Source organism: Limnospira sp. (assembly GCF_051859755.1).
GTDB classification, from domain to species: domain Bacteria; phylum Cyanobacteriota; class Cyanobacteriia; order Cyanobacteriales; family Microcoleaceae; genus Limnospira; species Limnospira fusiformis.
In genome coordinates, this window is the sequence record NZ_JBIMLI010000099.1 from 1 (window position 1) to 19,924 (window position 19,924).

General features: G+C 43.9%; 18 protein-coding genes and 2 pseudogenes. 4 read left to right on the forward strand and 16 right to left on the reverse strand.

Going from position 1 to position 19,924, the window contains the following annotated elements; genetic code table 11:
* The 3 genes and pseudogenes from ACTIE0_RS16295 to ACTIE0_RS16305 form a co-directional block, all read right to left on the reverse strand.
* Positions 1 to 65, reverse strand: a pseudogene (locus ACTIE0_RS16295) (transposase); the annotation flags it as partial.
* Positions 66 to 106: 41 nt separating this feature from the next.
* Complete coding sequence (locus tag ACTIE0_RS16300) at positions 107 to 676, reverse strand: hypothetical protein (RefSeq protein ID WP_006621667.1); 570 nt, start codon at positions 674 to 676, stop codon at positions 107 to 109.
* Positions 677 to 772: 96 nt separating this feature from the next.
* Positions 773 to 1,162 carry a hypothetical protein gene (locus tag ACTIE0_RS16305; RefSeq protein WP_006667919.1) on the reverse strand — a complete coding sequence of 130 codons (390 nt, stop codon included), beginning with the start codon at positions 1,160 to 1,162 and terminating at the stop codon, positions 773 to 775.
* Between the two features lie 234 nt (positions 1,163 to 1,396).
* Between ACTIE0_RS16305 and gatB the strand changes: the two genes are divergently transcribed.
* A complete protein-coding gene (gatB, locus tag ACTIE0_RS16310) occupies positions 1,397 to 2,881 on the forward strand; it encodes an Asp-tRNA(Asn)/Glu-tRNA(Gln) amidotransferase subunit GatB (RefSeq protein WP_006667920.1) in 1,485 nt (494 codons plus the stop codon).
* Between the two features lie 67 nt (positions 2,882 to 2,948).
* Here the strand turns inward: gatB and ACTIE0_RS16315 are convergent, their stop codons facing one another.
* On the reverse strand, positions 2,949 to 3,341 hold the full coding sequence (locus tag ACTIE0_RS16315) for a DUF3119 family protein (RefSeq protein ID WP_006621671.1): 393 nt from the start codon (positions 3,339 to 3,341) through the stop codon (positions 2,949 to 2,951).
* 553 nt (positions 3,342 to 3,894) lie between these two features.
* Between ACTIE0_RS16315 and ACTIE0_RS16320 the strand changes: the two genes are divergently transcribed.
* Both ACTIE0_RS16320 and ACTIE0_RS16325 read left to right on the forward strand, forming a co-directional pair.
* Complete coding sequence (locus ACTIE0_RS16320) at positions 3,895 to 5,769, forward strand: caspase family protein (RefSeq protein WP_006621672.1); 1,875 nt, start codon at positions 3,895 to 3,897, stop codon at positions 5,767 to 5,769.
* Positions 5,770 to 6,113: 344 nt separating this feature from the next.
* Positions 6,114 to 8,372 carry a glycosyltransferase family 2 protein gene (locus tag ACTIE0_RS16325; RefSeq protein WP_006621673.1) on the forward strand — a complete coding sequence of 753 codons (2,259 nt, stop codon included), beginning with the start codon at positions 6,114 to 6,116 and terminating at the stop codon, positions 8,370 to 8,372.
* Between the two features lie 4 nt (positions 8,373 to 8,376).
* Here the strand turns inward: ACTIE0_RS16325 and ACTIE0_RS16330 are convergent, their stop codons facing one another.
* From ACTIE0_RS16330 to ACTIE0_RS16340, 3 genes are all read right to left on the reverse strand, one after another.
* On the reverse strand, positions 8,377 to 8,904 hold the full coding sequence (locus ACTIE0_RS16330) for a pentapeptide repeat-containing protein (protein ID WP_231296437.1): 528 nt from the start codon (positions 8,902 to 8,904) through the stop codon (positions 8,377 to 8,379).
* Positions 8,905 to 9,001: 97 nt separating this feature from the next.
* Entirely contained in the window at positions 9,002 to 9,619 is a 618-nt protein-coding gene (locus ACTIE0_RS16335; protein ID WP_006621675.1) for a CP12 domain-containing protein, read from the reverse strand.
* Positions 9,620 to 9,750: 131 nt separating this feature from the next.
* Positions 9,751 to 10,740, reverse strand: a complete 990-nt coding sequence (locus tag ACTIE0_RS16340; protein WP_006667921.1) for a pentapeptide repeat-containing protein — start codon at positions 10,738 to 10,740, stop codon at positions 9,751 to 9,753.
* A gap of 186 nt (positions 10,741 to 10,926) precedes the next feature.
* On the opposite strand from ACTIE0_RS16340, the gene ACTIE0_RS16345 reads away from it, so the two are divergent.
* On the forward strand, positions 10,927 to 12,261 hold the full coding sequence (locus tag ACTIE0_RS16345; protein WP_006667922.1) for an MFS transporter: 1,335 nt from the start codon (positions 10,927 to 10,929) through the stop codon (positions 12,259 to 12,261).
* On the opposite strand, the gene ACTIE0_RS16350 is transcribed toward ACTIE0_RS16345, so the two are convergent.
* The 9 genes and pseudogenes from ACTIE0_RS16350 to iscB form a co-directional block, all read right to left on the reverse strand.
* Entirely contained in the window at positions 12,236 to 12,373 is a 138-nt protein-coding gene (locus ACTIE0_RS16350) for a hypothetical protein (protein WP_006621679.1), read from the reverse strand. The two genes, ACTIE0_RS16345 and ACTIE0_RS16350, sit on opposite strands and share 26 nt — an antisense overlap.
* A gap of 6 nt (positions 12,374 to 12,379) precedes the next feature.
* Positions 12,380 to 12,661, reverse strand: coding sequence for a DUF1830 domain-containing protein (locus ACTIE0_RS16355; protein WP_006667923.1), 282 nt, complete (start codon positions 12,659 to 12,661; stop codon positions 12,380 to 12,382).
* 523 nt (positions 12,662 to 13,184) lie between these two features.
* Positions 13,185 to 14,489 (reverse strand): radical SAM family heme chaperone HemW, encoded by a 1,305-nt coding sequence (gene hemW, locus ACTIE0_RS16360; protein WP_006621682.1) that lies wholly within the window; start codon positions 14,487 to 14,489, stop codon positions 13,185 to 13,187.
* A gap of 23 nt (positions 14,490 to 14,512) precedes the next feature.
* Positions 14,513 to 14,803, reverse strand: a complete 291-nt coding sequence (locus ACTIE0_RS16365; protein ID WP_006667924.1) for an EAL domain-containing protein — start codon at positions 14,801 to 14,803, stop codon at positions 14,513 to 14,515.
* Positions 14,796 to 15,023, reverse strand: a complete 228-nt coding sequence (locus ACTIE0_RS16370) for an EAL domain-containing protein (RefSeq protein ID WP_006621684.1) — start codon at positions 15,021 to 15,023, stop codon at positions 14,796 to 14,798. Before ACTIE0_RS16370 ends, ACTIE0_RS16365 begins: the two co-directional genes overlap by 8 nt.
* Positions 15,020 to 15,451, reverse strand: coding sequence for an EAL domain-containing protein (locus ACTIE0_RS16375; RefSeq protein ID WP_006621685.1), 432 nt, complete (start codon positions 15,449 to 15,451; stop codon positions 15,020 to 15,022). Before ACTIE0_RS16375 ends, ACTIE0_RS16370 begins: the two co-directional genes overlap by 4 nt.
* A 21-nt stretch (positions 15,452 to 15,472) precedes the next feature.
* Positions 15,473 to 16,252 carry a response regulator gene (locus ACTIE0_RS16380; RefSeq protein ID WP_006621686.1) on the reverse strand — a complete coding sequence of 260 codons (780 nt, stop codon included), beginning with the start codon at positions 16,250 to 16,252 and terminating at the stop codon, positions 15,473 to 15,475.
* A gap of 121 nt (positions 16,253 to 16,373) precedes the next feature.
* The gene (locus ACTIE0_RS16385) at positions 16,374 to 17,513 is read right to left on the reverse strand and encodes a hybrid sensor histidine kinase/response regulator (protein WP_006621687.1); all 1,140 of its coding nucleotides are present in this window, start codon (positions 17,511 to 17,513) and stop codon (positions 16,374 to 16,376) included.
* Positions 17,514 to 17,653: 140 nt separating this feature from the next.
* Positions 17,654 to 18,943, reverse strand: a pseudogene (gene iscB, locus ACTIE0_RS16390) (RNA-guided endonuclease IscB).
* Positions 18,944 to 19,924: the final 981 nt, after the last annotated feature.

Here is a 19,924-nt window from a genome sequence, read left to right on the forward strand (position 1 = left end):
ATGGACTCCAAGGATTTGAGCCGCTTCCTTGGGTTTGACATATCTGGCAATAGGTTTATCCTCAACTCTTCTCGCTTATTAGACCCTATTGCCCTAAAATATTAACCTAATTTGAGATTAAATCATGCTCTCCAGTCTGGCTAGGAAGCCGATCTATAAACTGCACAAAAGCCACTAATGTGGTTTCAATGCTGTTGCGAAGTTGACTAGGGCCATGTCCCAACTTCGATAGGATTACCGGAGCATAAATCATGTCGGTCAATCCTAAAGCATCTAAGGCAACATCTACAAATCTAGCCGTATCCTGACCCAAAGCTGGAATCACATATTTAAGGGTTTCCCAAGTCACCCCCGGCAGTCGAGCCGATGGGGTAAGATGATAATGCCATCTTACCATAGAAATTATCCGAGTTAGATCATAGGCAGATAACAGATTATCACCTCGCGGAGTATCATCCACGGCAGATAATAGCACCTTTTTGGTTTTGGCATCCACCAATCGCGGATTTTGAATAAACGCATCCTCCCCGTAGTCCCCGCGAAATTCTAGGTTTTGATTACCTGTGATTTCTATTAGCCAACGTTCTAAACCAAAACGGGACTCAAATCGCTTTAACATCCCTGAAAAGGCGTTATAAGTCCCAATTTGTCTTCTGTAGCTGACCACATCAGCCATAGCATCAATAAAGGAAAAATCCGGCTTTTTACCTTGAGGATCTCGAAATACCCAGTTCTTAATCTGAGCATCGGGAAATTTAGTATTTACCTGGGATCATATATTTAAACCTGCTATAATTTTGGTGGTACTCCCAAACTGGACTTTCTCCAGGGCATTTTTTCCCATCCACATAGTTTGCAATTGGTCATCAACAAACCGACCTACACAAACGCAGGCCTGTAGAATATCGGGGTCCAAGAAGTTCAGGTGGGTGGTGTTGATTTGGGGAACTTTTCCTCGATTAGGATAGGGGCTAAAATCCATGGGTTTCTGTTCCAAGTAAATTGGATAGTTGGAAAGTTCGGCTTGATATGGGGAATTCTCAATCCCTCTATCCAAAAAGGCTAATTGGCTGGCATTCGCCTCCTGGTCTAGTTCTATCTGGAGGAACTTCTCGAAAACAGCAGCCCGGTTTTTAGCTTGTGCGAGCAAGGTCTGGTTCATTGTCTATGGTGGGTTGTGCATTTTCTCAAATGCGATCGCGTTTTCGATAATATCATTGCTGGTATCAGTTACAGCCTGTTCAGAAATCATCTGATCACCTCTCAAAGTCCCTCTCCCTCTCTGGGATCCAGATTTAGGGTGAGGGCAATGTATTAAGCGATTGGTGAACAAGCTGTAAGATCAGATAAAATGTAGAATCAAATTATTGTTGCTCAATTGCTACACAAAGCGCCTATGTCTACTCTAGCACCAGTAAAAACAGAGTACGAGGCTGTCATTGGCTTAGAAACTCACTGTCAGCTTAGTACCCAAACTAAAATCTTCTCTAACTCCTCTACCGAATTTGGTGCTGATCCTAACACCAATATTGATCCTATATGTCTAGGGCTGCCGGGAGTGCTTCCGGTTTTAAATCAAAAGGTATTAGAGTATGCGGTCAAGGCGGCGCGCGCCCTCAATTGTGAAATTGCGCCCTATAGTAAGTTCGATCGCAAACAATATTTTTATCCAGATCTGCCTAAAAATTATCAGATTTCCCAATTCGATCTACCTATTGCTACTAATGGCTGGCTGGAAATTGAAATTGTTGATGAGAACAATAATCCTATCCGTAAACGCATAGGTATTACCCGCCTCCACATGGAAGAAGATGCGGGAAAACTTGTCCATGGAGGTAGCGATCGCCTGGCTGGTTCTACCTATTCTATGGTAGACTTTAACCGGGCAGGTATTCCCCTAGTCGAAATCGTTTCGGAACCTGATATCCGTTCGGGTTTAGAGGCGGCTGAGTACGCCCAAGAATTGCGCCGCATTGTCCGCTATTTAGGCGTTAGTGATGGGAATATGCAGGAAGGTTCCCTACGTTGTGATGTCAATATTTCTGTGCGTCCCGTCGGTCAAAAAGAATTTGGTACTAAAGTTGAAATTAAAAACATGAACTCCTTTAGTGCCATTCAAAAAGCGATCGACTACGAAATAGAACGCCAAATTGCCGCCCTAGAAGCCGGACAATCTCTTATTCAAGAAACCCGTCTCTGGGAAGAAGGCAGCCAACGCACTATCAGCATGAGAAGTAAAGAGGGTTCGAGTGATTACCGCTATTTTCCAGAACCTGACCTTCCTCCTATTCAAGTATCAGCGGAACAATTGAAACAATGGGAGTCGGAATTACCAGAACTTCCCGCCCAAAAACGACACCGTTACGAGACGGACTTGGGATTATCTCCCTATGATACCCGTGTCTTAACGGACGATCGCACTGTGGCGCAATATTTCGAGGCTACAGTCGCAGCAGGTGCAGATACTAAACAAGCGGCTAACTGGTTAATGGGGGATATTACGGCATATCTGAAAAATGAAAAACTGGCAATTACTGACATTCCCCTTAAACCCGCAGAACTAGCGGAACTAATTAATCTGATTGGCGAAAATACCATTAGTGGTAAAATCGCTAAAGATATTCTGCCGGAACTTTTGGCTAAGGGTGGTTCCCCCAAACAAATGGTGGAGAAAAAAGGCTTAATTCAGATTTCCGATACAGGGGAATTAGAAGCGATTATCGATGAAGTTATAGCTAGTCATTCCCAGGAAGTTGAAAAGTTTAAGGCTGGTAAAACTAAGCTAAAAGGTTTCTTTGTGGGACAGGTGATGAAGAAAACCCAAGGACGCGCCGACCCGCAGTTAACCAACAAGTTAATCTCTCAAAAACTCGAAGGTTAGTTAGTTCTTGTCAGCAGCCCTATCTCCCTCCCACGGGGAGGGTTGCTACACCCCCCCCCTAAATCAACTACCGATTAATCGTGATTTTTTCTTCTAAGCAAGAACGCAGCATTCCGGCGTTAAATAGCATGGGTAGAAAATGGATACTATTAACTTCCCGAAAATAGAATAAAATCGGTATAGGCGACCAGAAAATCTCCCAGTTTGTCCATTCTCGATAGGGAAAACGCCGAATCATCTTACCTGAACGATATATATCTAAATCTGTGGGGGTAAACTGTAGGCGTATGGTGGCTGTCTGAATGGCTAGGAATAGTCCAAACAAAGACACGGGAAGGGCTACCCATTTCAGAATCAGAAATAAGGGGATTGAACTAAGTACCAACACCACGGGAATGACGTAACTGGGGGGAAGTTCGACTATCGGAGGTAGTTGGCTGGTTTCTGAAGTTGTGGTCATAAGTGCTTTATAATTGATTTTTGAGAGTTTTCTATGACAATTTCTAGGTATATGCACAAAATGTCGATTTTGTCAAGCGGTGATTTTTTGGCCCTCTGGCGATCGCCTAAAACTCGTGCATCGTGAATTTTAAATTGTGGCGACAAAATAATCATACCAGCGACGCAGTGGGGGTTTCAGCGATTATTTTTACAAATAGACACAGTAAGCCCTTGGATGCGATTATTTTTAGAGTAGCACAACCCCTATAAACTCGTCAACAATTTGAGAGAGATTCTCAATAAAAATTTAACAATTCTTAACGTCGATTGAAAATCAAAAACTCTTTGGCGAAAGATATTAGTAAAATTTAACTATTTAGTTTTGTACAATAGACTTTTGAGTGGGGGATGATCGACGGATATTGTCGTATGATCCAGTCAAGGTAGAACAACAGTAGTTATTATTGGTGGTTATGGGGTTTTGGAATCAGGTATTGAGCCATCAAAAGTCTTTAAGTGCCGTCTGTAGCGTCTAAGCAGCAAGTTAAAGCTATCAAATTGAGGTAAGTTAGATGAAACATTATGTTTGTGTGACGATTGGGATTAACCAGTATCAATTCCTGCAACCCCTAAGTTACGCCCAAAGGGATGCAGAAGCTCTCAATCAGTTCTGGGCTGAAGATGCTGGTTTTGCGAGCGATCGCTGTGTGTTGATCACGGATACATCCCCGGAAACGTGGGATATGCCGACTTATCCAAGCCGGGGAAACCTGTTAGACTGGATGGAAAGTATCTGTCGAGAACAACTACAGGCGGAAGATACCCTATTTTGCTTTTTTAGTGGCTATGGCATTCATCATAAAGGGCAAGATTATCTAATACCTATTGATGGCAGCCCAGAGAACCTGGAGGAAACGGCTATCCCGATCAGCCTACTGTTTAAGCATTTAAACAATGCACCTACGGATAATATATTACTGCTGTTGGATATTAACCGGACTCAGGGAGTACAGGTAGGCGATCAGATTGGAGGGGAGACGATCGCCTTATCGGAAAAATTTAGGATTCCCACGATCTTATCTTGTCGTCCTGACGAAGTATCTCGGGAAACCTCCTCCTTACGACATGGCTTTTTCACCGCCGCCCTATTAGAAGGCTTGAAATCAGGAAAGTGTCAGACTCTGGCTGATTTGAAATCATTTTTAGGCGATCGCCTTCCCGAATTGACCGATCAACATTTACGACCCTTACAAAACCCAGTATTTGCGATCGCCACCGCAGAACAAGCCCAATTGCGACTCAAACCGGAACCAGCCAAAGCCATGGCGGCGGCGGGAAACCATCAGAGCAATTCTGCGGTCAATAGCACTTTTGCGCCCAAGCAAAATGGCAGCCACCCGTCAGCTTTACCTAATCTGAAGCTGTCTTCACCGTTCAAAACCGCCCCGGTAAGCCAACCAGACCCCAGTGAAAACCCCACAGAACCATTAAATCACGATCCGGCTTCTGAATCTTCCCCAGAAGCAGCAGACCCCAGCCAAAAGACCAATGAACAGCCCCAGGAAGAAATTATGTCAGACAGATCATTCTTTCAACAGCTTATTATCTGGAGTGGTGCGATCGCTGTACTACTGTTATTGGGAGTTTTCTATACTAACCGATCCCTATTCGTAGGTTCGCAACCCTCTACCACTCCCTCTTTACCTCCTATGGAGTTATCCCAACCACCCACCCCGGAAACTACCGACCCCACAGAAACAGAAGCCCTAACGCCGCCAGAAGCTGTAGTTGGGGATGATGTTCCTGAAACCCCTGCGCCGACTCCTGCTAACGGTGAACAGCTTTTACAGCAGGCTAGAATGATAGTTCAAAATACCTCCGCTTCTCGTTTGAGTCAGGCGATCGTCCAAGCTAATCAAATTCCGAATAATGACCCACTTTATCCTGAAGCACAATTAGCTATTGAACGCTGGAGTCAAATGATTCTCGATATCGCAGAAGGACGGGCGGCTATGGGGAATTGGTCGGAAGCGATCGCCGCAGCATCTTTAGTCCCCGAAACTAAACGCCCTATTTATGAACAGGCGCAATTGCAAATTCAAAATTGGCAACAGCCTCTCACACAACTGCGCGAGAATCAAGCTAAAATTGAGGCGGCTCGCTCTCAAATTCGGCCGGGACAGGCTTCGACCTATAGTAATGCGATCGCTGCTGTCTCTACCATTGGTCCGGAAGAATTGGGTTATGACCAAGCCACCGAAGCGATCGCTCGCTGGAGTGGTGAAATTTGGAAACTCGCTCAGTCCCGCGCTCAAAATAATCAATTTGAGTCTGCTATTTTGGCAGCCGTTTTAATTCCAGAGGGAACCCCACCATATACGGCGGCTCAACAGGCGATCGCTCAATGGCGAGCCAGAACACCAAATCGAAACCAGACACAGAATTGATCCGTTAATCCCCCAAACTAAAATATATCTCTGGTGAGAGGGCAGACAACACTTGTCTGCCTTATTTTATAGCTGGGAACATACCATTAATCATTCATTATCCAATTTTTAGCCAAATTTCAGATAACTATTCCCGAAAACTCAGAAATAGCAGCTTTACTGAACCTATCGACTTAATTACCCGATTAAGGATAATTGCATCTTCTCCATAGTCCTAGGTGGGATTTGCTAGTTGACACAAAATTGTTAAATAATGTTAACATATAAACCAATGCTCACCTATTCTGATTTTTTGCACTCTCCTGAAAATCTTTAAATATTTAACCAGAGCCGGAGCATTTTCCATGACATCAGGGTTTATTTATCAGTCTATTAAACGCTATTTCCGAGTTATTAAACGCCCCAATACGCCTACTTTGTGGGCGTTTGGTGTGATGGGCTGTTTCAGTGCGATCGCTTGGGGTTGGGTGTCTGACCAGCCGCTAATCAGGGATTTTTTTCAGCTACTATATTTCCAGCAAAAAAATCCACCGATATGGTTGCAATTGCCGTATATTCCGAGTAGTTATTTATGGTTGCCCACCATTTTATTAAGTGCGATCGCCTTCATTATTACCAAGATTTACCCTAAACCAACAGCCAGATCAAGGGCGATAATTGTCGCCATAATTTTAGCATTAACTATCCGTTATCTACTATGGCGATCGCTCTCTACCCTCAACCTCAGCGACCCCCTAAATGGTTTATTTAGCCTCACTCTAATGGGTCTCGAAATTTACATTATTGGTGCCAACATAATTCAAGTTTACTTAATTGTAAATAGCACCGATAGAAGCAGCCAAGCCGACCAACTCCAACAGTCAGTTATTCAACGAAAATTCACCCCAACCGTTGATATTTTAATCCCCACCTACAACGAACCCTTATTTATTCTTAGGCGCACAGTTATCGGCTGTCAAGCCTTAGACTATCACCCCCAAAAAGTCTACCTTTTAGATGACACAAACCGCCCCCAAGTCAAACAATTAGCCCAAGAATTAGGCTGTCATTATCTCACCAGACCTAATAACCTTCACGCCAAAGCTGGGAACCTTAACCATGCTTTGAAATTCACAAATGGCGAATTAATTACAGTATTCGATGCCGATTTTATTCCCACCAAAAATTTCTTAACTAGAACAGTAGGATTTTTTCAGAACCCTAACACCGCCTTAGTTCAAACCCCCCAAACCTTTTACAACCCCGACCCAGTATCCCGCAATTTAGGATTAGAAAATATCATTACTCCCGAAGAAGAAGTATTTTATAGACATATACAACCCCTAAAAGATGGTGCGGGTAGTGTAGTTTGTGCGGGGACATCATTTGTAGTTAGACGCACAGCATTACAAGCCATTGGCGGGTTTGTTACCGAGTCAATTAGTGAAGACTATTTTACCGGAATTACCCTAGCCAGCAAGGGATACAAACTCATTTATTTAAATGAGAAATTAAGCGCAGGTTTAGCCGCACAAAGTATCACCGACCACCTTAATCAAAGAATGCGTTGGGCGCGCGGTACATTACAAGCCTTTTTTATCAACTCTAATCCTTTAACCATACCCGGTTTAACCCTCAGACAAAGATTAGCACATTTAGAAGGGTTGCTACATTGGTTTACTAGCATTTCCCGGATTTTTATCCTGTTAATGCCTTTGGCTTATCGGTTTTTAGGTGTCATTCCTATCAAAGCTAGTATCGGCGATTTTATTTACTTTTTCATGCCTTATTATCTGGTGTCTCTCCTGGCTTTTGCTTGGTTAAACCAAAAATCTCGGTCAGCCTTCCTGTCAGAAATTTATGCCATTTTCCAATCTTTCCCCATGGCATTAACTGTAATTCAAGTAATGATTAACCCTTTTAAAGGTGGCTTTAAAGTTACTCCCAAAGGCAAAAAACAGCAAAAATTTACCTGTTCCTGGAAATTGGCATCACCTATTATATTGCTATTAATAGCCACAATGGTCAGCCTATTCTGGAATTATCCACTCTTAGCATCAAATGTTGATAATTACCCCGGATTTAATTTGGGTATCATCTGGAGTATTTATAACTTAGTAGTTTTAAGTGTTTCTCTCCTAATTGTCATAGATGCACCACTACCAGATATCTATGACTGGTTCCAATTGCGTCGGTCTGTCAAACTCCAGATTTCTGACCAAGTGCTATGGGGAATAACTCGTCATATTTCCGAAGTCGGCGCAGAAATTATGATAACAGAACCCGCCGCCGCCTCTATCCTTCATCAAAACAATGGCGAAAAATCGGAATTTTTGCCTTTACAAATGGAAATTATTGATGTACAATTAAACTTAGGGGGGAGGATTACTGATACTCAATGGGTCGGTGAATTTCCCACTATTCGGGTTGAGTTTGAAGCCTTGACAGTATCGCAACATCGACAACTGGTGGAAATGCTGTTCTGTCGTCCCGGACAATGGCAGAATTTGTCAACTCCCGGAGAATTGCGATCGCTATGGTTATTGTTGAGGGTCTTACTCAAACCCAAGTTGATATTTGACCGGAAACCACGCATAACAGCGATCGCAGTTCATCAACATTAATAGATCATCGATTATTGCACTGGACTCGCTGACTTTCTGTATGGGTGCTACGTTCAATAGTCCTCACATTCATTCCTGGGCTATAGATGGTAGCAGCATCCCCAAGTCTCGCACCATCTAAATTAGCCCCATCCAGATTAGTTCTGCTGTCGATGATAGCCCCACTCAAGTCAGCACGACTTAAATCAGCATTACTCAAATCAACCCCACTCAGGTTAGCATCAACAAAATTGGCAAAATTAAAGTTTCCCCCCGATAAATTAGAATTACTCAAATTGCTACAGGTGAAAAAAGCACCCGTGAAGTCCGCATCACTCAGATTAGTATTAGTCAGATTAGCCTGTCGTAATTGCGCGTTGCGGTGAGACTGATTACTCATATCCGCCCCTTGTAGATTGCAACCCTGACAAGAAGAATACTCGCCCCTCAAAAACGCATTCGGATCCGTAGTGTTAAACTGAGCCATCAGTGGTTTAGCACTCCAAGCAGACATTAACAGAACCGAAATCCCTAACAGTCTAGTTTTGTTCATCAGTCCAGTCATACCTAATTACATAAACTCAGTCAGGCGCTGACATGGGGGGAGTTTATAGAACATCTACCCCCCCAATGTCAACTTTAATAGTCCTTTAGTTGTCGTAGACCCTAGCTTCAACAGCTTCTGGATTTTCCTCGCAGTAAACCTCAAAAGCAGTTTTTTCAATCCGTTCTGATCTTTGATGTGCCGCTTCAGCCTGAAGTTCCTCAACAATATCCCAAGCCGCCGCACATTCACGGGAAGTAGCACCTTTTTCCGCACAGGTAGCCCTAGCGTCTTCGATCGCCTGTTCTATGCGATCGGCCAGGACAATACTCTTAGGCTTCTCTACAAAGTCACCCTTACTCAGGATATCAGTTATAGAAACAATCCCCAACAGTTCTTCTTGAATCACCGGAGCGCGGCGAATACCAGTCTGAGCAAATAACCGCGCCACATATTCCACCCCCAAATCAGGGTTAATAGAGATACAGGGCTTAGTCATAATCTCATAAACCCGCATCTTTTTCGGATCTTTACCGTAAGCCGTCACCTTGTAAATCACATCCGTCTCCGTCACAATGCCATAAGCATCCTGTTCGTGGCGACGTTGAACAATCAGCGCCCGCAAACACAGATCATTCATTTGTTTCACCGCTTCTGCTACCGTAGCCGACCCCCGAATCGTCACTACATCGGTCGTCATAATATCTTTAGCTTTTAGCATCATCGCAGGTTCTCCATAACTTGATACACTCTTATAGCTTGCCTTGTTATGGCTTCAAAAGAAAGAATTGTTTTAACCCCCGTTTTCTGCTATAATGAGAGATAGATCTATTAAATTTTTGCCTTATGTCAAGTTCACTCGTGAATACAGCCATCTGGCATCACCGCCCCCATCAATATAGCATCAGTCCAACTCACACCGTCAAGAATCGCCCCCCGAAAATTGGCACCCCGCAGATTCGCCCCAGATAAATTAGCCCCAGTTAAGTCCGCTTTCCACAGATAAGCATTCCGCAGATTAGCATAGCTAAGATCAGCCCCGCCAAGACGAGCCAGGTTAAGATTAGCCCCCGTCAAATTACTCCGTACCAAATTACCACCTTCCAGATTAGCCCGCATCAGCACAGCATCAGCCAGATTACTCCCCCACAGAATCACGTCAGTTAAATTTGTGCCGTGGAGAATAGCACCCTCCAGATTAGCCCCCGTCAAATTCGCCGACCTCAGATTAACAGCAGTCAAATCAGCCTTTTGTAAGTTAACCCCCCGCAGATTAGCCTCAGACAGATCTACCCCATTCAGGTCCATCCCCCCTAAATCCACATCTACCAAATGACAATAACTCAGATTAGCACTGGTGAGACGAGCCTTAGTTAAAACCGAACAGCTTAACCTCCCATGACTGAGATTAGCCCAACTCAAATTCGCCTCAGTCAAATTAGCCGACCTAAGATTAACCCCGCTCAAATTCGCCCCACATAGATTAACCCCGGTCAAATTAGCCGACCTAAGATTAACCCCTTGCAAAATCGCACCACTCAACTTCACCCCACTGAGGTCAGAATGCACCAAAAACGCACCCCCCAGGTCAGCCTTAGTCAAATCAGCATTGGTCAATATAGCCCGTCCCAAATGAGCAAAAGTTAAATTACTCCTATATAGGAACGCATTAAACAAATTAGCATCTTCTAAAAACGCCCTACTCAAATCCGCCCCAGCTAGGGAAGCCCCCCCTAGGTTAATTCCTTGAAGATTACAGCGAAATAATTTCGCACCAATTAGATTAGCCTTCCTAAAGTCGCGATCGCCCACCTTATAGCGACTTAATAACTCCTTAATATCCACCTGTACCACTCCTATTCACGATCAGCTACATCACTGCCAATCATTTGGACAATAGATATTTCCACCGTAAACCCTCCCAGATGGGATAACTTTAACCTATATTTAAGTTGCATCAATTACAGCAATATATTACCTTTCCGTCAGTAAGGTATAAAAACTCAATTCCTCCTTGGCACTTTAAATCCTATGAATGATACCCCAGAACTCAACGATCGCCGCCAGATTTTCGGTTGGATCATGTATGACTGGGCTAATTCTGCCTATGTCACCACCGTTGTGGTAGCCGTTCTCCCTGCTTACTTTGCGGCCGTCGTCGTCCCCCCCGGCGGAGTCACCATAGCCGGAATTAACTATAGCGCGACCGCCTTATGGGGATTTGTCAGCAGTTTGGCTGCCTTCTTAGTGTTTATGGTAGCCCCTATTATGGGGGCAATTTCCGACTTTTCCGCATCCAAAAAGAAATTTTTAATAATTTGTGCTTACACAGGCTGCCTAGCCGCTAGTCTATTGTTTTTTTCTGGCAAAGGAGACGTCTGGCTAACGCTCATTCTCTTTATTATAGCCCAGATTGGCTTTGTTGGGGGCAATATCTTCTATGATGCCTTCCTCCCCCATATTGCATCAGAAGACAAAATGGACTGGGTTTCTGGTCAAGGTTTTGCTTGGGGATATATAGGCGGTGGCTTGCAATTAGCCTTATCTTTAGCTTTGATTGCTGGACATGAGACGATTGGTATTTCCGCCGAATTAGCAGCCAGACTCGCGATTTTAATGGCAGCAGTTTGGTGGGGTGGTTTTTCCTTAATCACATTTTTTAACCTGAAAGAAGCCCAAACCTTTGAGGAAATTCCCCCGGAATATCAACATTTACCACCCTGGCGCGCTTATATCAAAGTCGGAATTGTCCGAACCATTGTCACCGTCAGGAAGGTGCGTTTATTTAAGCATTTGCTACGGTTTCTCATTGCTTACATGATTTATAACAATGGCATCCAGACTGTGATTACTATGGCCACTATCTACGGGGCGGAGGAGTTGGGTTTTTCCCAAAATGTTCTCATGATTACCCTATTGGTTATCCAGTTTGTCAGCTTTTTCGGGGCTTTGGGCTTTAGTAAACTCGCCGAATTGACTACCTCCAAAACAGCCTTAATGATTTCGTTGGTGGGATGGTCGATTGTAGTTATCTATGCTTATTTTATGAATAGCCCCACTGAGTATTTTATCTTGGGGGGAATTGTCGGATTGGTTTTGGGGGGGTCCCAGTCCCTTAGTCGTTCCTTCTATGGGTCGATCATTCCACCTTGGGCGGCGGCTGAATTTTATGGGTTTTACTCAGTTTTTAGCAAAGGTTCGGCTATTTTCGGACCTTTCCTATTTGCTGTAATCCTCCAGGTGACGGGAACAGCCCGCAATTCTATCCTGGCATTAATTGTGTTTTTTATAGCTGGTTTAGTCGGTCTATATTTGGTAGATGTTGCACAGGCTAAACAAGCTAGAAATATTCAGCATTTAGAATAGCGATCGCCTGCATATTTTTCCTGGCTAAAAATACCAAACCTGGAGAGTTGGCAACCCTAGTTATAGGCAGCGAAACTCCTCCAGGTTCTGGCTGATTATTGGCAGTTTTCATCAACTTCTAGCTGGCAAATTTAAGGTCTTCGCCTTCGTCTACAATCAAATGCAAACATAAAAGTTTTTGCATCAAAATAGGCTTGCCTTTACCCGCATGATAAATTTCCAATTCCGCATCTGATGGCGATTCAAATAAAAATCTTTCTCCGGGGAAAACAATATGCTCTAAATACCAGTTATCAATATTAGAAATCCGAGCAATCTCGACTTTTGGGCTATCGTTATAGTAGCAACAAAGTTGTTTACTCGTCTGATGGTTATTCAATTGATATAAGTTTGACATCATGGTTAAATCCTCTGGGAACTAAAAAAAGTTTGTCGATACTGACTTTGTTAAACTTGATCCCTGACCCCAACTTGATGAGGGACCAAATTCTCAGATTAAGCCAAATTGCTAAAAATCCGTGGACCATGAAACTGATAATGCTTCTCCCCTGATGAGAATGACCTAGGCTAATTCTCCCTTCCATCTATGTTAGATCTACGGGAAACCAACCCCGATCGCTATTTCCGGGTTCTTCGCCGATTTGGGGCGAGTTAACCCACGGAGGTTTAGCTCTCGGTTCGGACCTTAGCCGTTGTGTGTGTCCATCATCTTAAAAGATTGCATCAAATCAGAGTCTCCATTTTAATTATTTCTAAAGAATAACAACAAGGCCAGAGTTAGCTAGTCTATCTAATGGCTTACTTTTAAGTATGATGGATCTGGGTAAATAAGTGTCGCGATCGCTATCACTGACTGATGATGTTTATTATCACATCCCATTGGTTCGCGATATGTTTTGATTTCTGTCATATCCCCAGACCACTCAGACTGCACTTGTCCCGATCGCCGTGGAAGTCTCGGAAAGCTGCAAGTGGCCAAAAAGCTCGGCTAAAATGGTATTGGAGAATAAAAACCCCTCCGGGTCTGTCAGTCGTAGGTGAGGGGTCGCTGGCTGGTCGGGTTCTTCCTGAGTAGAAACTACTTCCACCCAACCCCGATCGCCTAATGGTTTGAGAATATCAGTAATTTGACTTACAGCCTCTTGGCCAAATTGCTGTTGCAGCCTCACCAGATCCACACCACTAGCTAACCGTAGTCCCAGCATCAGGGTTTCTAAGAGTATATCCGATCCTAAAATAATCGCGATCGCCTCTGTTGGGGCGGGTGCAAGATCAGCACTATGAAAAACCTGCAAACTTTCGCTCACCCCCCCGGAGGACTGTAGCCACTGATAATAGCGATCGCGGGTTCTCGGTCTGGTCAGTCGATAGCCCCCCACATAACTCGCCGCCCCCATACCAAAGCCATAGTAAGGTTGATTGTGCCAATAAACCAAATTATGGCGACATTCAAACCCAGGTCGCGCATAATTGGAAATCTCATAATGTTTAAACCGGGAAGTCAGGCATTTTTGCGCCTGTCGGTAGAGGTTGGCTGTAGTTTGATCATCAGGAAGGGGAAACTCTCCCGGCTTATAGTAGCGACCAAAAGCCGTTTGAGGTTCCACAATCAGATCATAATGGGAAACATGAGCAGGATTAATGCTCAAAACCTGATCTAGGGATTCTTGCATCATTTCTGGGGTTTGATGGGGTAAACCAGAAATCAGATCAATACTGAAGTTCACAACACCCACTTGATTAATTAAATCGATCGCCCTCCAAATATCCGCCACAGTATGCGATCGACCACAAAGCCTTAATAAATCATCCTGAAACGCTTGTACACCCACACTCACCCGATTGGCCCCCGCCGCCACAAATCCCTGTAATTTCCCTAAATCAAAAGTCCCAGGGTCCATTTCCACGGAGATCTCAGCATCACTCGCAATTCCCAAGTTATCGCTAATGGTTTTGATGAGGCGATCGAACTGCTGAACCGATAACAGAGAGGGAGTCCCCCCGCCAAAAAACACCGTTTTCAGTGGCGGTCCGAAATGCCTTTGATTGAGAATTTCCGATCGCAGAAAATCTACATACTCCTCCATCATCCCAGAATTTTCCCCATGGCGGCGATCGCCTACCACAGACACGGCAAAATCGCAGTAGTAACAGCGGCGACGACAAAAGGGAATATGTACATAAGCCGCAGTGGGGGTTTCAGTATTTATACAAGATTCATTTAGCATTAATTAGCGCGCCTGGGACAATTTTAAAATATTCGCCTCAATATCTGATGCAGGTAGGGGCCTAGAAAATAGATAGCCCTGACCAAAGGAGCTACTAGCTCCTGAAGATACTCTAACACCTCCCTTGTTTCGATACCTTCGGCGATCGCACCATTACCCAATTGATTACTCAATGCTACAATCGTTTGCACTACCTGATGATTCCGACTTCCTGGCTGCATTTGGTTCACAAAAGATCTATCTATCTTTAAAGTGTCAATGGGGAAACGGTGCAAGTAGCCTAAAGAAGAGTAACCTGTACCAAAATCATCCAAACTGATCCCAATTTTTCGCGTTCGCGTAGCGTGTGCGTAGCACGTATCGCAATTTTGATGTTAGGGCGATCGCCATTTCCGGATTATCCATTAATGCACTTTCGGTAATCTCCAACTTGATGGCCTGTGGGTTCACTCCCGTATTAGCCAGAACCCGATCTATATCTACCAACAGCGTAGAACTGGCAAACTGACGCACCGACATATTAACACTCATCATGCAAAGAATGGATAACCCTGTTGATGCCACTTGTTTAGTTGTTCACAGGCTTGTTGTAGCACCAATAAACCCACCTGCACCACTAAACCCGTTTCCTCCATACAGGGGATAAACTCTCCCGGTGACACTAAACCTCGCTGGGGGTGTTGCCAACGCACTAATGCTTCAAAACCCACCACCTTCTCTGTAGCCAGCCTCACAATAGGTTGGTAATAAGTGATCAACTCTTGTTGTGCGATCGCCCTTTGTAAATCCGTTTCCAGAGTCAGCCGTTTAAGTGTAGCCGCCGTCATTTCTCGGTTAAAGATTTGATGGCAACCTTTTCCCCGCCCTTTGGCTTTGTACATTGCCGTATCCGCTGCTTGTAATAGGGCTTCAGCATTAGAGTTTACTTCCGTATCTAGGGGAATTCCCATACAAACAGACATAAAAATATCGCAATTTTCTACCTAAAAAGCCTGGATAAATGACCCCATTACTCCATTAATCCAATCTGTTAATTCTCCGGTTGCGGAAATGTTTTTCAGCCCAAAGCAAAACTCGTACTCTCCCACTCTACATAGTAGATCTCCGGGGCGCAGATGTTTTTTAAGACGTTCTGCGATCGCTCTCAGTAGTTGATTTCCCACCTGGTAACCAAAAGCACCATTAACTAGTTTGAATTGGTCACAGTCGAGATAGGCGATCGCATAATTTTCCCCGCTGCTGTCAACGTAGCTATCCGATAGTTTGTGTAATAACTGCGCTCGACTTGGTAGCTGCGTTAGCGTATCTTCATCTATTAGCCTTTGTAACTGAGCCGTGCGTTCTTCAACCATCAGTTCCAATTTCGTGTTAAAATCGGCTAAAAGTTGATATTGTTGCTTAATTCTGAGCATAGAGCGAATCCGTGCCAGCAATTCTAAGCCATTAACAGGTTTCGCAATAAAGTCATCTGCTCCCGCCCCCAGACATTCAGCTAGACTCTCTGTAGAAGATAATGCCGTCACCATAATAATCGGTGTTCCTTTCCATTCACCCATAGCTTTAATACGGCGACAAACCTCAATACCGTCCATAACTGGCATCATTACATCCAGTAAAATTAGATCCGGTTTGATTACATTAATTACTGAAAGTGCATCTTGTCCACTATAAGCATAGTGTAAATGATAGTTTTCATCAATCAAACAAGTTTCAACTACATCAAAATTATCTGGATCATCATCCACAATTAAAATTGAGAACATCGGTAGATTTTCCTTAGCAATTCAACAACTATCTATGGTTCCACGGCATCTAGTTTCACTATCTTAATATAAATATGATACGTTGTAACGTGACAATAGGGTTATTTGTATTATTTAATAGCTAATGAACAATCGGTAAAGTAATATATATCATCGTTTCTTGATTGTATATGCTATTAATTTGTATGGTTCCTCCCACCAATTCAACAATTTTATCCACGATTTTTAAACCAACACCCAGGCCTTGTTGCTCATAGCTTTTGCGTTCAAACTGCATAAAAGCACCGATTTGATTGATTTGCTCTTCCGTCATCCCACGCCCCAAATCATGAATCCATAGCCCTAGTTTTTCCCCTTCAGTGATAATCTGAGAGCGAATCGAGATGGGTTTCCCCGGCTTGGAGAATTTCAAAGCGTTGTCAATCAACTCATTTAAAATAATCGACAAATACCGCTCTGATATCGCCACGGTAGCCGGTTCTATATCCAACTTAAAATCATCATAGCGTTGGCTATCCGGTGCATATTTTTTGCAGATAGGTTCCACAAAATACAAAGATAACATTGTAGACCCGGGCGGAACTTCTTTTTCCTCGCTACTTATCAGTTCCAATTCCAAATAAATTAGGAATCTTTTGACTAAATTTTCCAGGCGACAGGCTGATTGATACGCCAACCTTAACATCTCCACTGTTTCCGACATCTCCACATCTTCTATATCCTTCAGATCCTCCATCACCAGGGCGAGCATTCCTAAAACACCATTTAGAGGGGTATTTAGTTCGTGGGAGAGACTAGAGGCTAAATTACCCCGCAGTCTGACCAGAGTTTTTTCGAGTACTTGAATTGTATTCTTCTGCACATTAGACAAATGAGAAATTTGGTCATATTGTTGCTTAATTCTCAGCATTGAATGGACACGAGACCGTAATTCTAAAGCATTAACGGGTTTCCCGATAAAGTCATCCGCTCCCGCTGCGATACATTTAGCTAAACTTTCTTTAGAAGATAATGCCGTCACCATAATAATAGGTGTAGATTGCCATAGTGGCATAGCTTTAATGCGGCGACAAACTTCAATCCCATCAATAGCTGGCATCATCACATCCAGCAAAATCAAATCTGGCTGGATTAATTTGAGTGCGGAAATTCCCTCCTGTCCACTAGCAGCATAATGTAGCTGATAGTCTTGATTACTCAAAAAGGTTTCAATCACATCAAAGTTGTCAGGTTCATCATCAATAACTAAAATAGATAACATTTGTCGATAGTCCTTAGCAAGTCTAAAATCCCAAATTTGATGACTTTTCTTAGTTCATTTAGTCATGAGTTTATAAATATTGCTCAATACTCATTTACTCATCAGTTACTCTACCCGGCAGTATATCTATAACCTGGTAATTACCGGAAAACTCTGGAAAATTTATACAAATAGCCATCTCTCCTAAAAACAGGTTTCAAATCTATTGGCTTGACTGAAAACTGAGTTTGGTCAGGTTTGGTTAAAACAAAACTGCCGCGACTCGACGGGGTTATTCTACCAATTCCTTATGTCTTATGCTTGGCTATATCCCCGGTAAGCCATCCCTTAATTGGTTTTAATGGGTTATGGCGAATCGGAAGCCTCTTGTTAGGAGCCGCTTTTTGACGGCCACCACGCCCAAAACAAGTCATTAGTAGTGGCTGATGAGTTTTGATTTTCAACCGGGTCGGGGTGCTTTTTCCCACACAATCAGCGTCATCTAGCCAATGGGTTTTCGGTAGTCCTTGAACCGTCCGATTATATTTTGTTAAACCTCCAGTGCCAATTTCAATGGGTAATCCAGTTAGCTTCAGGCTGTTAAACAATGCCCATCGGGTAGAGTTGACGGCCGCCGCATTTTTCAGGGGGGCCTTGGCCTGAACTAGCAACCGCTTCAAGATTTCGGGTTTGGTATCCAGAAACTCACGGGCCGACTGAGAACCTTTTTTCTGATGGCATTTATGGCAAGCAATAGCCAGATTGCTAACTCGGTCGGAACCACCCTGGCTTTTTGGCTGAATGTGTTCGATTTCTAAAGGGATATTTTGGCCACCACAGTAGGCACACTGGTGTTGCCATTTCGTCAAGAGATATTCTCTCAACTCGTATCCAAACAACACCCCTTGCTGGTATTCAACTCCAGATATTTCCGGGTTGAGCAGCTTTTGGGTGTCAAACCGTACCAACTCCATTGATATGTCCGTTATCGGACATGAGGAAATCAGTCGATTTACCCAGGTCAAGGTGGTTTCAACTCGATGTTTGAGGCTGGGAGCCAACCATCCATCTGGGCGCTTTCTGTTATTGAATCTGGCTTGACGGTAACGAGTTTTTCGGCAACGACGGTGGCGGCGAACCAGGCGACGTGCAGCTAACTTGGCTCGGATTCTATCTCCTCTATGAGCCAATTCAGCCCCCCAGATAACTGTACCTGTCTTCTGACTGACTAAGGCAATACCCGTCACTGATGCCCCTGGGTCTAACTTGACCCGTAATGGTTCATTGCCCGGGTTCTCAACGGTTTTCTTGAGGATAATTGTAAATGGATAAGTCCTAAAGACTGCGGCTAAACCCTGCTTCAAAGGCTTTCTGGCTCTAGCCGGATGAGTGGGACTTAACGGTTGCCCCAGTGTGTCAACCACAAAAACGTAATTTTGGTAATTTGGCATTTAAGCCATCTCCCAGATGGGGTAATGTTTGCCTCGGTCATGTTAAAGGGGCTTTTTACGTCTAGCTCACTCGAGATTGCCAATCCACTCATCTCATTCCTTAAAGATAGACGACAGAGCAACAGGCTGGCGTTCACCTGTGGGTGTCATCACCCCCTTAACGTAGGTCTAATCCTAGACCTGCATCTTGCAGACTCTGTGAGGAGTAATTTCCGGCTCCTGCCGGAAATTACCGGATTTTATGCAAGAGTTAATAGCTGGTGGTCAACTGTTCGTTTTTTTTGATAAGTACAACGTTTGGGAAGAAAAAAATGTTATCATGGATACGAAAGGTGCGAAACGTTCGGGCATGAAATAGGGTTGAGATACCTGAAATAACCGCCCGGTAGGGACTTAAACCCCTCGGTTGAATATAAGGAGCGCACTCCTGAACATCCCTATAACTGTTTATATGTCCCGACGATTTGTATCATACGATACCAAATCAAGGCAGGGAACCCAGGGTCAAGGCACATTGTAACAAATCGTAATAATTCTTAACATAATGAGAAAGTTATGATAAAGGTGCTAAGGGTAAAAGCGATAGCCACCCCCAGTTTTGGGACTCACAATCCTAGGACTGAAGCGGGGAACGGAAGGCTCCGAGGTGTAACCTAACACCAGAATCGAGACCACTGCCAACCATCCATGATTAGGGAAACCGAATGTCTGGCTTGAACCATCGTCATTATTGAGTAGCGTAATAGGTTGCCACGCTGCGCTCAAAAGAGCAAGGGGAAAAGTAGGGTTTTCCATACAACACCTACACAGACCTTTTTAAGTACCCCGGTGGAAAGGACAAGTCTAAAGATGGAATGCCCATATAAACGGAACGTTTAAACCCCTTTTTTTTTTAGGCTCTCGGCAGGTACATCTTGTTGAGTAGTGAAAGTGTAATCGTATGCCTTTAAGGGGAAGGGATGTGACTGAAAGCCAATGCCT

Coding starts and splice junctions, on each gene's coding strand:
- ACTIE0_RS16300 (WP_006621667.1), bottom strand. CDS start 676: ATGGCTGATGTGGTCAGCTACAGAAGACAAATTGGGACTTATAACGCC.
- ACTIE0_RS16305 (WP_006667919.1), bottom strand. CDS start 1,162: ATGAACCAGACCTTGCTCGCACAAGCTAAAAACCGGGCTGCTGTTTTC.
- gatB (WP_006667920.1), top strand. CDS start 1,397: ATGTCTACTCTAGCACCAGTAAAAACAGAGTACGAGGCTGTCATTGGC.
- ACTIE0_RS16315 (WP_006621671.1), bottom strand. CDS start 3,341: ATGACCACAACTTCAGAAACCAGCCAACTACCTCCGATAGTCGAACTT.
- ACTIE0_RS16320 (WP_006621672.1), top strand. CDS start 3,895: ATGAAACATTATGTTTGTGTGACGATTGGGATTAACCAGTATCAATTC.
- ACTIE0_RS16325 (WP_006621673.1), top strand. CDS start 6,114: ATGACATCAGGGTTTATTTATCAGTCTATTAAACGCTATTTCCGAGTT.
- ACTIE0_RS16330 (WP_231296437.1), bottom strand. CDS start 8,904: ATGAACAAAACTAGACTGTTAGGGATTTCGGTTCTGTTAATGTCTGCT.
- ACTIE0_RS16335 (WP_006621675.1), bottom strand. CDS start 9,619: ATGATGCTAAAAGCTAAAGATATTATGACGACCGATGTAGTGACGATT.
- ACTIE0_RS16345 (WP_006667922.1), top strand. CDS start 10,927: ATGAATGATACCCCAGAACTCAACGATCGCCGCCAGATTTTCGGTTGG.
- ACTIE0_RS16350 (WP_006621679.1), bottom strand. CDS start 12,373: ATGAAAACTGCCAATAATCAGCCAGAACCTGGAGGAGTTTCGCTGCCT.
- ACTIE0_RS16355 (WP_006667923.1), bottom strand. CDS start 12,661: ATGATGTCAAACTTATATCAATTGAATAACCATCAGACGAGTAAACAA.
- hemW (WP_006621682.1), bottom strand. CDS start 14,489: ATGCTAAATGAATCTTGTATAAATACTGAAACCCCCACTGCGGCTTAT.
- ACTIE0_RS16370 (WP_006621684.1), bottom strand. CDS start 15,023: ATGATGAGTGTTAATATGTCGGTGCGTCAGTTTGCCAGTTCTACGCTG.
- ACTIE0_RS16375 (WP_006621685.1), bottom strand. CDS start 15,451: ATGTCTGTTTGTATGGGAATTCCCCTAGATACGGAAGTAAACTCTAAT.
- ACTIE0_RS16380 (WP_006621686.1), bottom strand. CDS start 16,252: ATGTTCTCAATTTTAATTGTGGATGATGATCCAGATAATTTTGATGTA.
- ACTIE0_RS16385 (WP_006621687.1), bottom strand. CDS start 17,513: ATGTTATCTATTTTAGTTATTGATGATGAACCTGACAACTTTGATGTG.